Below are 12,976 nucleotides of genomic sequence, written 5' to 3'. Positions count from 1 at the left end.
ATGCGGCCCGGGTCACGGGAGTGGAGGCGGAGGCGGAGCGCTCACTCGCCGCTGGCGGCGCGCGCGAGCTCGGCCTCGAGCTGGTCCTCGGGGATGTTGGCCACCTGGTCGAGCAGCTCGCGGTAGAGGGACTCCTCTCGCGCGGCCTGGGCGGCGGTCACCGCCTGGGCGAGACCCGCCACGGTGGACACCTCGAACAGCTTCGCCAGCGGCAGCTCCACCTGGAACGCCGAGCGCAGCCTGCCGACGATGCGGGTGGCCAGCAGGGAGTGTCCGCCCAGGTCGAAGAAGCTCTCGTGGCGGCCCACCTGCTCCACGCCGAGGACCTCCTGCCAGATGGCGGCGATGGCCTGCTCCATCTCGTTGGCGGGGGGCACGTGGGTGCCCTTGCGGGCCTTCTTCGCGGCGGCGTTCGCCGCGCCAGGGCGGCTCACGGGCGCGTCGCGGTGGATCCACACCCCGAGGCGGTAGGGCAGGTCACCCGTGGCGACCACCACCGGGCCGTCCAGCCCCAGGGTGACGAGCCGCCGCACGGCATCCGCGCCCTCCTCGCGCGTCATGGCGTACTGGTCCATGCTGGTGCGGAAGCCGGCGTAGTGCTTCGTCTCCTCCGGCCAGCCGTCCCACGAGGCGCTCACCCAGCGCGTGCCTCCCTCGCTCCGGCCGGCGCGGCTGGTGGCGAAGGCGTCCAGGAAGAGGTTGGCGGACGAATAGGCGAGGTAGCCCAGGCCGCCCAGCACGGCGGCGTTGGAGGAGAAGAGCAGCACGAAGTCCAGCGTGCGCCCGCGCAGCACCTCTTCCAGCACGTAGGTGCCGTGCACCTTGGGGCGGAACTGGGTCTCCGATGCCGCTGCGCCCAGGTCGGTGAGCGGGTTGTAGAGCGAGTCACCGTGCGTGACACCCGCGCAGTGCAGCACGCCGTGCAGCGCGCCGAAGCGGGCGTCCACGCTCGCCAGCACCTCGCGCATGCGCACCGCATCCGCGACATCGGCGGCCAGCACCAGTACCTCGGCGCCGTGGGCCTCCATGGCGCGCACGCGGTGGATGAGCCGGCTGACGCGATCGTCCTCGCCGTGCCCGGCCAGCCAGCCGTCCCACTCCTCGCGCGGGGGCAGCGGCGAGCGGCCCAGCAGCACCAGCTTCGCCCGCCGCGTCTCGGCCAGGTGCTCGGCCAGCAGCAGGCCCACGCCACCCAGACCGCCAGTGATGAGGTACACGCCTCCCTCGCGCAGCGGCCGCGTGGGAGCCTGGTCCTGCGTCAGCCGCGTCGCCGCGTACTCCTGTACCCAGCGGCGCGCGCCCCGGTACGCCACCATCATGTCGCGCGAGCGGGTGGTCAGCTCCGCCAGCAGCCGCGAGGCCAGCGCGTCCACGCCCTCGGGGCCGGGCAGCACCACGTCGATGCAGCGCGTACCCACGTGCTGCTGCTCCTGCGGCAGCACCTTGCACACGCCCAGCATGGGGGCCTTCTCCGGCAGGGCCTCGGCGCCGCCGTCCGGCTCATGCACGTGGTTGGAGATGACCTCCACGCGCACCGGCTCCGTGCCGCTGGAACCGGCCAGCGCCTGGGCCAGGGCGAGCACGCTGTAGTAGCCGCGCGACTGCACGGCGCGGAAGCGCTCCGGCGAGGAGCTGGTCTCACCCTGCGGCGTGAGGCTCCACAGGTGGACGAACACCTCCGGCCGGGGCGCGCGGTCCGCCAGCGCCCGCATCAGCGCGGCGTGGTCCGCGGCCTGGTCCGGGGCCACCGTGAAGCGCCGCTCGCCGTCGCGCGAGAACGTGGTGCCCGCGAACACGGAGACGACGTCCTGGCCCGCCTCCTCCAGCAGGGCCACCAGCCGCGTGGCCAGGGGGCCACCGTCGGTGAAGACGACCCAGCCGCGCTTCAGGGCCAGCGCCTCCGAGGCGACCGCCGGCGGCGGAGTGCGCTTCCACGAGGGCAGGTAGAACCAGTCCGCGACGTCCGGCGCCTTGCCCTGGGGCGCGTTGGCCGACGCCGCCGCGGCCGAGCGCTCCCCGGGGGGAATCCAGTAGCGCTCGCGCTCGAAGGGGTAGGTGGGCAGCGTCACCCGGCGGCGCGGGCCATGGGCATGGACGGCGGCCCAGTCCACGTCCACGCCCGCCAGCCACAGCCGTCCCAGCGCGCCCTGGAGGAAGGCCTCGCCTGGCTGCGGGTCCTTCGGGTGGCGGGTGGAAGCCACCAGCGGGCGCGCCCCGGAGGCCTCACCCTGCAGCTTCGCCAGCGCGAGCAGAGACTGGCTGGGGCCCACCTCCAGCAGCACGCGGGCCGGCTCGGCCAACAGCTCGCGCATGGCCTCGTGGAATCGCACGGGCTGGCGCAGGTGGTTCACCCAGTACTCGGGCCGGGTGACCTCCTCGGCGGAGACCCAGCGGCCGGTGAGGCTGGACACGTAGGGCCGCTCGGGAGGACGCAGCGTGAGGGTGGACACCTTCTCGCGGAAGGCGGGCAGCAGCGCGTCCATCATCCGCGAGTGTGCCGCCGCCTCCACGTGCAGCCGCCGGTGCTCCACGCCGCGGGCCGCCAGCGTCGCCGCCAGCGCCTCCACGGCCTCCGCGGGGCCCGAGGCCACGCACTGGGCGGGCGCGTTCACCGCCGCCAGGTCCAGATCGCGTCCCAGCAGAGGGAGCAGCTCCGCTTCCGGCAGGCTGACGCTGAGCATGGCGCCCCGGGGCAGCCCGTCCATCAGCTTGCCGCGCAGCGCCACCAGCGCTACCGCGTCCTCCAGCGTGAAGACGCCGGCGAGGCACGCCGCCGCGTACTCACCCAGGCTGTGGCCGACCATTGCCTCCGGCTCCACGCCCCAGGCCATCCACAGCTGCGCCAGCGCGTACTCCATGAGGAAGATGGCGGGCAGCGCGACAGCGTTGCGCGCCAGCTCCGGGACCTCGGCTGCCGGGTCGGCGAGGAGGACGGTGCGCAGGTCCACGCCCACGTGCGGCTGGAAGAGGGCGGCCACCCGGTCCACCTCGGCGCGGAAGGTGGGCTCGGCGTGGTACAGGCCCGCGCCCATGCCGGCGTACTGGGCACCGCCGCCGGGCAGCAGGAAGACCACCGGGCGGGAGCGCGACTCCTGGATGGCATTGACGATGCGCTCGGGCTCCTCGCCGCGCAGCACGCGCACCGCGTGCTCCCGGTCCTTCACCACGGCCATGCGGCGGTGCTGGAACTGCTGGCGGCCCACCTGCAGCGTGTACGCCACGTCTGCCAGGGATTGCTCCGGGTGGTGCTCCAACCAGGAGGCCAGTGCCGACGTGGCCGTGTCCAGCGCGGTGTCCGTCTTGGCGGACAGCGGCAGCAGGTGCCACGGGCGGCCCTCGGCGGGGCGTCCGGGCGCGGGCGCCTCTTCCAGGATGACGTGCGCGTTGGTGCCGCCGATGCCGAACGAGCTCACGCCCGCGCGGCGGGGGTGCTCGCCCGGAGTCCACTCCCGCAGGGTGGTGTTGACGAAGAAGGGGCTGGTGGCCAGCTCGAGCTGCGGGTTGGGCTGCTCGAAGTGCAGGGTGGGCGGCAGCTGCCGGTGCTTGAGGCAGAGCACCGCCTTGATGAGGCTGGCGATGCCGGAGGCCGCGTCCAGGTGGCCGATGTTCGTCTTCACCGAGCCGAGCGCGCAGAATCCCGCCTCGTCGGTGTTGGTGCGGAAGGCCTTGGTGAGTGCGCGCACCTCAATGGGATCCCCAAGCTGGGTGCCGGTGCCGTGCGTCTCCACGTAGGTGATGCTGCGCGCGTCCACGTCCGCGGCCGCCAGCGCGTCGCGGATGACCCGCGCCTGGCCCTGCACGCTGGGTGCGCCGAAGCTGGCCTTCTGCGAACCGTCGTTATTGAGGGCCGAGCCCCGGATGACGGCGTGGATGGTGTCGCCGTCCGCCAGCGCGTCCTCCAGCCGCTTGAGCACCACCACGCCCGCGCCGTTGCCGAACACGGTGCCCTGGGCCTTCGCGTCGAACGCGCGGCAGTGCCCGTCCGGCGAGGTGATGCCGCCGAACTGGTGCAGGTAGCCGGTGCGCTGGGGCGTCTGGATGGCCACGCCGCCCGCGAGCGCGATGCGGCACTCGCCCGCCAGCAGGGCCTGCCCGGCCAGGTGCACCGCCACCAGCGCCGTGGAGCAGGCGGTGTGCAGGGAGTAGGCCGGCCCGCGCAGGTTGAGCAGGTGCGACACGCGCGTGCTGAGGAAGGCCAGGTCGTTGCCCAGCCCCACCTCGAAGGCGCCGATGTTGCCCATCGCACCGGGGTTGGAGAAGAGGTTGAAGACGTACGTGTTGGTGCGCGCGCCCGCGTAGACGCCAATGCGCTCGCGGTAGCGCGCCGGATCGTACCCCGCGTCCTCCAGCGCCGACCAGGCACACTCCAGGAACACGCGGTGCTGCGGGTCCGTCAGCTCCGCTTCCTTGGGGAGCAGACCGAAGAAGGGAGCGTCGAAGTCCTCCGCGCCGTCAACGACGGCCGCGGCGCGCACGTAGCCCGGGTCCTTGCGCAGCGCCGGGTCCTCCATGATGGAGGGCTCCAGCTCCGACTCTTGGAGGAAGGTGATGGACTCCACCCCGTCCCGCAGGTTCCGCCAGAACGCCTCGGCGTCCTTGGCTCCGGGGAGGCGGCACGCCATCCCGATGATCGCAATCTCCAGCCCGTTCCAGTTCGTGTCGCCAGCCATGATGTCGTGAGTTCCCAAAGTGATTTCGGAAGTCAGAGGTCCCGTCTGCGCGCGCGCTGTTGCTCCATCACGGAGCGGCGGCGTTCTCCCGGTGCCTCATCCTCGCCCCAGCCGTCCTCGCTGCTCGCCGCCCGCCCCGGCCGTGCCGCTGGCCGGCCCGCGTTGACGCCGACCCTCGTCAGCAGGCTCTCGATGTGCTGTCTCGCGACGAGCAGGCCCTGCTCGGCCCGGACGCTCTCGCCCAGTGCGGTGGCGGCCTCGTGCAGGCGCGAGGACTCCAGGGCCTCGCGGATGGCGTCACCCAGGCGCGTGGCGGTGAGCTGTGCGGCGGGCAACGGTGCGGGGGCGCAGCCGCGAGCGAAGCCCAGGTCCGCCCAGAGGAACTGGTCGTACGCATGGGGCACCAGCACCTGCGGCACGCCCGCCCGGAACGCCAGAGAGCACGTGCCCGCGCCGCTGTGGTGTACCACACATGCCACGCGCGGGAAGAGCCACGCGTAGGGCAGCATGCCGTCCACGGCCAGGAAGCCCGGCGGCAGCGGACGGCGCGCCAGCTGGCTCCAGCCGCTCTGAATGATGGCCCTGCGCCCGGCCCGCTGCGCCGCCGCAACCAGCAGATCGGTGAAGCCGTCCGGGTCCTCATGCTTGAGGCTGCCGAAGGTGAAGAACAGCGGCGGCTCGCCAGCGGCCAGGAAGTCGCGCAGCGCGGCGGGGGGCTCCCAGGTGAGCGCGCCGTCATCCAGGAAGAAGTAGCCCACCATATGGTGGTGGCCGGGCCAGTCCCTCGGCGGCGGGCGCACGTGCCGGCTCATGGCGTAGAGCACCAGCTGGGGCGACTCCCCGTCCACCAGTGGATTGTGGAACGGCGGCAGTCCGGCCTTCACCCGCACGGGGTTGATGATCTGTCGCACCGCCTCCTGGAAGGCCGGGTGTCCGCCGCCGCTGCCCGAGTGCTCTACGTAGACGGAGACGAAAGGGATTCCCGTGAGGTCGTGCACCATCCGCGAGGCGGGCTGCACGCGCCCGCTAATAAGGAGGTCCGCGCCCACGCAAGCGGCGCGCAGATCCTCCAGCATGCGTGGCAGTCCTTGAGCCAGGGGCGCGAACATGGCCTGAAGCTGATCCGCGGCGCCAATGCGCTCCGGGCTGACCAGCAGTCCCTGGGTGATGTCGTCCTGGGCTCCGCGCAGGTCGGCGCCTACGGGAACGAACTCCACGCCATGGTGCCGCGCCAGCGATTCAAAGGAGGGCGGGAGCGCGAGCACTGGCCGGTGCCCGTGACGTCGCAGCTCCACCGCCAATGCAACGAAGGGCAGGACGTCTCCCGTGCTACCAAAATTTGTCAGTACCGCGCGCATCGACTCTCCCAGGACGATCCACGCATGAGTCCTGCCGCCGCCTGATAGCTCGGCGCGCGCACCTCCCGCGGGTCCAGCAACAGCGCGCTACATCAGGCCCCTACGGTAGGTTCCGGTGGGTCCTGATAAAGCGGTGTTTCTCGTGAAAGCTCTTTGACGCGCAAAACATATAGGGTACGACCAGAGTGTTTTCCAAGTGAAATACGAGAAGCGCTTGTTGCAGAAATGTGGCGGGTGGTGTCGATGAGGCCAATGCCATACTTGTACCGGGAATATCTACCTAAGTTGTAATTTCCGTTTTCTAGGAAAGACGGGCTAGGCGCAGCAGGCAGGCGCAGGCGCCAGGCATTCAGAGGGGGGATGCAGGCGTTTCCCCTTGGTGCGTGCGCGCCCGGTCCCTCATCCACTGATGTGAAGATTTCCTGTCCGAGTGGCCCGCGCCGAGTGCGGGGCATGGGCAGACATGGCCGATTGGAATGAGGAGGAGCTGGTGGTTCCAGGGTGCTTGAATCTGGTGGACGTGCTGCGCTACCGCGCGGAGCGACAGGGCAACGAACTGCTCTACCGGTTCCTCGAGACGGGTGACGTGGACGGCGGGGTGGAGGAATGGAGCTACGCGCGGCTGGACGCGCGGGCTCGGGCGTTGGGCGCGCTGCTGCGGGAGTCGGGCGCTGCGGGAGAGCGGGCGCTGCTGCTGTATCCGCCGGGCATGGAGTTCGTCGCTGGCTTCATGGGCTGTCTCTATGGCGGGGTGGTGGCGGTGCCGTGCTATCCGCCGGACCCGACGCGGCTGGAGCGCACGCTGCCCCGGCTGCGGGCCATCGCCCGGGACTGCGGCGCGAAGTACGTGCTCACCACGAGCTTCATCGTGGAGATGTCGGAGCTCTTCCGGCCGCAGGCGCCGGAGCTGGGCGAGCTGCAGTGGCTGGCCAGTGACGCCGTCCCCGAGGCGCACGCGGCGGACTGGAAGCGGCCGGAGCTGGAGGCCCACTCACTGGCCTTCCTCCAGTACACCTCGGGCTCCACCGGCGACCCCAAAGGGGTGATGGTGAGCCACTCGAACATCTTCCACAACGAGGCGCTCATCACCCGCGGCTTCAACCTGGAGCCGTCGCGCTCGTCCGGGATGGGGTGGCTGCCCATGTTCCATGACATGGGGCTCATCGGGAAGGTGATCCAGCCGCTGTACCTGGGCTTCCCGTGCACGCTGATGTCGCCCATCGCTTTCCTGCAGCGGCCGCTGCGGTGGCTGGAGGCGATCTCCCACTTCAAGGCCACGTGCAGTGGCGGTCCCAACTTCGCGTACGACCTGTGTGTGCGCAAGGCGACGGACGAGGATCGCGCGCGGCTGGACCTGAGCAGCTGGGCGGTGGCGTTCAATGGCGCGGAGCCGGTGCGGCGCGAGACGCTGGAGCGCTTCGCCGAGGCGTTCGGCCCGAGCGGCTTCAAGCGTACGGCCTTCTATCCCTGCTACGGGCTGGCGGAGGCCACGCTCATCGTCACCGGCGGCACGCAGGGCGAGCCGTACGTGCACGGCCGCTTCGACGCGGAGGCGCTGGAGCGCGGCAGGGCGGTGGAGTCCTCCCAGGAGGAGGGCCCTCGGGCCCTGGGGCTGATGGGCTCCGGCCGGGGGGCGCCGGATCAGCGGACGCTCGTGGTGCACCCGGAGACGCGCGAGCCCTGCGCGGCTGGCGAGGTGGGGGAGATCTGGGTGTCGGGCCCGAGCGTGGCCCAGGGGTACTGGCAGCGTCCGGAGGAGACGGCGCACGCGTTCGGCGGGCGGTTGGCATCGGGTGAGGGCCCCTTCCTGCGCACGGGAGACCTGGGCTTCCTGTCGGCGGAGGGCGAGCTGTTCGTCACCGGCCGACTCAAGGATCTGCTCATCGTCCGCGGCCGCAACCTGTACCCGCAGGACCTGGAGCTGGCGGCGGAGCGGGCGCACCGGGCGGTGAGGGCTGGCTGCTGCGCGGCCTTCAGCGTGGACGTGGAGGGCGAGGAGCGCCTGGTGCTGGTGGCCGAGGTGGACGTGCGCGCCGGCTTGGACGCGGCATCCGTGGTGGACGCCGTGCGCCGCGCGCTGGCCGAGGAGCACGCGGTGCACGCGCATGGCGTGGTGCTCATCCAGGCGCGCAGCATTCCGAAGACGTCCAGCGGGAAGATCCAGCGCCGCGCCACCCGCGCGGCGTACCTGGCGGGTGCGCTGGAGGTGGTGGAGTCCTCGGTGGTGGAGGGGGAGGGGAGCGGGCCACACGCGCAGGATGCAGAGGTGCCGCTGCGGGAGCAGCTGGCGAAGGCGCCCGAGTCGGAGCGCGTGGCAGTGGCGGAGCGCTTCGTGAGGGACTCGGTGGCGCGCGTGCTGCGCGTGGACGCGGCGAAGCTGGCCGGGGACACGCAGCTCGGGAGCCTGGGCCTGGACTCGCTGATGGTGCTGGATCTGCACGGCAAGCTGGAGTCGGAGCTGGGCGTGGCGCTGCCGGCCGCCTTCCTGTGGCAGCAGCCGACGGTGGCGTCCGCCGCCGCGGCCCTGCTGGAGGCGTGGAAGGGTGTGCGCCCGGAGTCCGCGCTGGTGGCGCCGCCGCTGGTGGCCGGACCAACGGAGGGAGCGCCGCTGTCGTCTGGCCAGCTCCGCCTGTGGTTCCTGGACCGGCTGGTGCCGGAGAGCCCGCTCTACAACGTCCATTTCCAGCTCCACCTCTCCGGTCCCCTGGATGAGGCCGCCTTGCGCGCGAGCCTGGAGGCGCTGCTGGAGCGTCATCCGGTGCTGCGCTCCGCCTTCCCCGAGGTCGACGGTCAGCCGCGCCTGGAGACGCGCCCCGCCGCGCCGCTGGCGCTCCCGAAGACGGACCTGCGAGCCCTGACGCCCGAGGCCCGTTTGGCGGAGCTGCAGCGGCTGTCCCTGGCCCAGTCGCGGGAACCGTTCCGCATGGCCGAGGGCCCGCTGGTGCGCGCGCAGCTGGTCGCGCTGGCGGACGCGGAGCACGTGCTGCTGATGACGCAGCACCACATCATCACGGACGGCTGGTCCATTGGCGTGCTGGCCCGTGAGCTGGCGGTCCTCTACCGCGCGGCGGCGACGGGCGCGGCCTCCACCTTGCCCACGCCCGTGCTGCGCTACCCGGACTTCGCGCGGTGGCAGCAGGGGCTGGGCGGGCTGTTGGACGGCCAGCGTGCGTATTGGGCGCAGAAGCTGGCGGGGCTGCCTCGGCTGGAGCTGCCCACCGACTTCCCCCGCCCGAAGGAGCCCGGCTTCCAGGGCGCGCTGCACCGATTCACCCTGCCGCGCTCGCTGGTGGAGGAGCTGAAGGCCCTGGGTCGGCGCGAGGGCTGCACCCTCTTCGTCACCCTGGCGGCGGCGTGGACGGCGCTGCTGAACCGCTACAGCGGGCAGGCGGACTTCGGGGTGGGCACTGTGGTGTCCCACCGCGAGCGGCCCGAGCTGCGTGACGTGGTGGGCTTCTTCGCCCACACGCTGGTGCTCCGCGCGGACGTCTCCGGCCAGCCGGGCTTCCGCGAGCTGCTCCATCGCACGCGCCGCACCTTCCACGAGGCGTTGGCCCATGGGGACCTGCCCTTCGAGGAGGTCGTGGGCGCGGCCCGCGTGGCCCGCGGCGCGGACAACCCGCTGTTCCAGACAAGCCTGCTCCTGGAGGCGCTGCCGCCCATGGACATGGCGGTGCCGGGAATGAAGTGGGAGCCGGTGCTGCCAGTGCCGGACGGCGCGGTGGAGGGCACGGCCAAGTTCGATCTGCAGCTGTCGCTGGTGGAGACGCCCGAGGGCCTGTCCGCCGCGCTCGAGTTCCGCACGGACCTCTTCGCGCCCGCGACCATGGCGCGGCTGGCCGGTCACCTGGAGACGCTGCTGCGTGCGGTGGTGGCCTCGCCGGAGCTGCGCGTGGAGGACCTGCCGCTGCTCACCGAGGGTGAGACGCGGAGGCTCCTGGTGGAGTGGAACGATCTCACCCCGCCCGCGACCGAGGACGCGGCCTCGTGCATTCACGCGCAGATCCGTGCCCAGGCCGCGCGCACACCGGATGCGGTGGCGGTGGTGGGGGACGATGACTCGCTCACCTACGCCGAGCTGGATCGGCGCAGTGACGCGTTGGCGTGGCACCTGCGCTCGCTGGGCGTGGGCCCCGAGGTGCGCGTGGGCCTGTGCGTGGAGCGCTCGGCGCGCATGGTCGTGGCGATGGTGGGCGTGCTCAAGGCGGGCGGCGCCTACGTGCCGTTGGATCCAGACTACCCGCGCGAGCGCCTGGCCTACATGCTGGAGGACTCGGGCGCGGCAGTGCTGCTCACCGAGTCTCACCTGGACGGCACGGTGTCCGCTGGACGCGCGCGCACCGTGCTGCTGGACGGACCCCAGGTGGCCGAGGCCGTGGGACAAGACGCGCCTCCGCCCTCGGGGACCGGTCCGGCCAACCTGGCGTACGTCATCTACACGTCCGGCTCCACGGGCAAGCCCAAGGGCGTCATGGTGCCGCACGGCGGGGTGGCGAACTTCTTCACCGCCATGGACGCGCGCGTGGGCCCCCAGCCCGAGGGCTCATGGTTGGCAGTCACCAGCATCTCCTTCGACATCTCCGTGCTGGAGCTGCTGTGGACGCTGGCGCGGGGCTTCAAGGTGGTGGTGCAGGGGGAGGGCGCGCTGCTGAAGGCGTCGGCCCGTGCGTCCTCCACGCGCCGCCGGCCGCTGGACTTCAGCCTCTTCTACTTCGCGGATGACGAAGAGGCCTCCGCTGGCGACCGCTACCGGCTGCTGCTGGAGGGCGCGAAGTTCGCGGACCGCAATGGCTTCGCGGCGGTGTGGACGCCGGAGCGTCACTTCCACGCCTTCGGCGGGCTGTACCCCAACCCGTCCGTGGCGGGCGCGGCCATCGCGGCCATCACCGAGCGTGTGGCCATCCGCGCTGGCAGCGTGGTGCTGCCGCTGCACCACCCGGTGCGCGTGGCGGAGGAGTGGTCCCTGGTGGACAACATCTCGCGCGGCCGCGTGGGCATCTCCGTGGCGTCGGGCTGGCACGCCAACGACTTCGTCTTCGCCCCGGAGCGCTACGAGAAGCGCCGCGAGCTGATGCTGGAGGGATTGGAGACGGTGCGCCGGCTGTGGCGCGGCGAGACGCTGCGGCTGCCCGGCGGTGCTGGCACCCCGGTGGACGTGACGCTGCGTCCGCGCCCGGTGCAGGCGGAGCTGCCCGTGTGGCTCACGGCGGCGGGCAACCCGGAGACCTTCATCTCCGCGGGCCGGATGGGCTGCAACGTCCTCACCCACCTGCTGGGGCAGACGTACGACGACCTGGAGAAGAAGCTGGCCCTCTACCGCGAGGCCTGGCGGGCGGCGGGCCACCCGGGTGAGGGCCACGTCACCCTCATGCTGCACACCTTCATCGGCGAGGACGCCGGCCAGGTGCGCGCGGTGGTGGAGCGCCCGTTCCGCAACTACCTCAAGAGCTCCGCGGACCTGATGCGCGGCCTGGGGCGCACGCTGGGGCTGGACATGGACTCGGCGGCCTTCACGGACGCGGACCTGGACCGGCTGGCGGGCCACGCCTTCGAGCGCTACTTCGAGACGAGCGGCCTCTTCGGCACGCCGCGCACCGTGCGCGACAGCGTGGAGCGGCTCAAGGCGCTGGGCGTGGACGAGGTGGGCTGCCTCATCGACTTCGGCATCTCCGCGGACACGGTGCTCGCCAGCCTGCCGCTGCTGCGCGAGGTGAAGGCCCGGAGCGACCGGGACAGCCGCCGCACGAGCGGCTCTCGCCCCATTCCGCTGCAGCTCCGTGAGCATGCGGTGACGCACTTGCAGTGCACGCCGTCGCTGGCGCGCGCGCTGCTGTCCGACTCCGAGTCCGCACAGGCGCTGGGCGGCCTGCGTCGGATGATGGTGGGTGGCGAGGCCCTGCCGTCACCCTTGGCCACGGCGCTGCGGCAGGCGCTGCCGGCGGGCGCTGAGCTGCTGAACATGTACGGCCCCACGGAGACGACCATCTGGTCCTCCACCCATGGGGTGCGGGAGGAGGCCGGGCCGGTGACGTCCATCGGCACGCCCTTCAGCCGCACGCAGTTCTACATTCTGGATGCGAAGCTGCGGCCGGTGCCGGTGGGGGTGCCGGGCGAGCTGTACATCGGCGGCGCGGGCGTGGTGCGTGGCTACCTGGCGCGGCCGGAGCTGACGGCGGAGCGCTTCGTGCCGGACCCGTTCCGTGGCGAGGCGGGCGCGCGGCTCTACCGCACGGGAGACCGGGCACGGTGGCGCGATGACGGCACGGTGGACTTCCTCGGCCGCGTGGACCACCAGCTCAAGGTGCGCGGCTTCCGCATCGAGGCGGGTGAGATCGAAGCGGTGATCGCCGAGCAGCCGGTGGTGCGCGAGGTGGTGGTGGTGGCCCGCGAGGATGAGCCGGGTGACGTGCGTCTGGTGGCGTACGTGGCGCCGCGCGAGGGGCAGACGGTGGACGCGGCCGCGCTGCGTGATGCGGTGGCGCGGCGGCTGCCGGAGCACATGGTGCCGTCGCTGGTGGTGGAGCTGCCGGCGCTTCCGCTGACGCCCAACGGCAAGGTGGACCGCAAGGCGCTTCCGGCGCCCACTGCGGCGCGCGCGACGAAGGCAGCCTACGTGGCGCCGCAGAGCCAGTTGGAGCAGCAGCTCGCCGAGGTATGGCGCGAGGTGCTCAAGGTGGAGCAGGTGGGTGTGCACGACAACTTCTTCGACCTGGGCGGGCACTCGCTGCTCATGGTGCAGGTGCACACGAAGCTCAAGACGGTGCTGGGACAGGATCTGCCACTGCTCAAGCTGCTGGAGCATCCCACCATCAGCGCCCTGGCGCGCCACCTACGGCAGGAGCCCGCGTCGGGCGCGGCGCCTGTTGAGGCCGCGCAGGACCGGGCGAAGCGGCAGCTCGAGAGCCTCAAGCGTCAGCAGCAGCGCGCAAGGAAACAGGGATAGACATC

General features: G+C 72.0%; 3 protein-coding genes and 1 pseudogene. 1 reads left to right on the top strand and 3 read right to left on the bottom strand.

Going from position 1 to position 12,976, the window contains the following annotated elements:
- Positions 1 to 41: 41 nt before the first annotated feature.
- The 3 genes and pseudogenes from OV287_RS28895 to OV287_RS28885 all read right to left on the bottom strand — a co-directional run.
- On the bottom strand, positions 42 to 4,670 hold the full coding sequence (locus OV287_RS28895) for a type I polyketide synthase (protein ID WP_267537277.1): 4,629 nt from the start codon (positions 4,668 to 4,670) through the stop codon (positions 42 to 44).
- A 32-nt stretch (positions 4,671 to 4,702) separates the two neighbouring features.
- Positions 4,703 to 5,671 carry a glycosyltransferase gene (locus tag OV287_RS28890; RefSeq protein ID WP_267542616.1) on the bottom strand — a complete coding sequence of 323 codons (969 nt, stop codon included), beginning with the start codon at positions 5,669 to 5,671 and terminating at the stop codon, positions 4,703 to 4,705.
- A gap of 240 nt (positions 5,672 to 5,911) precedes the next feature.
- Positions 5,912 to 6,028: pseudogene (locus OV287_RS28885) on the bottom strand (hypothetical protein); the annotation flags it as partial.
- 463 nt (positions 6,029 to 6,491) lie between these two features.
- Here OV287_RS28885 and OV287_RS28880 point away from each other — a divergent pair.
- Positions 6,492 to 12,971, top strand: a complete 6,480-nt coding sequence (locus tag OV287_RS28880; RefSeq protein WP_267537276.1) for a MupA/Atu3671 family FMN-dependent luciferase-like monooxygenase — start codon at positions 6,492 to 6,494, stop codon at positions 12,969 to 12,971.
- Positions 12,972 to 12,976 lie beyond the last annotated feature (5 nt).

The organism is Archangium lansingense, assembly GCF_026626635.1.
Taxonomy (GTDB): Bacteria; Myxococcota; Myxococcia; order Myxococcales; family Myxococcaceae; genus Archangium; species Archangium lansingense.
Note: the sequence above shows the minus strand (reverse complement) of the source record. Positions and strands in the feature narration are given on the sequence as shown.

What these genes read in the sequence shown, in the direction of transcription:
- OV287_RS28895 (WP_267537277.1), bottom strand. Translation starts at nt 4,670, where the DNA reads ATGGCTGGCGACACGAACTGGAACGGGCTGGAGATTGCGATCATCGGG.
- OV287_RS28890 (WP_267542616.1), bottom strand. Translation starts at nt 5,671, where the DNA reads ATGGTGCACGACCTCACGGGAATCCCTTTCGTCTCCGTCTACGTAGAG.
- OV287_RS28880 (WP_267537276.1), top strand. Translation starts at nt 6,492, where the DNA reads ATGGCCGATTGGAATGAGGAGGAGCTGGTGGTTCCAGGGTGCTTGAAT.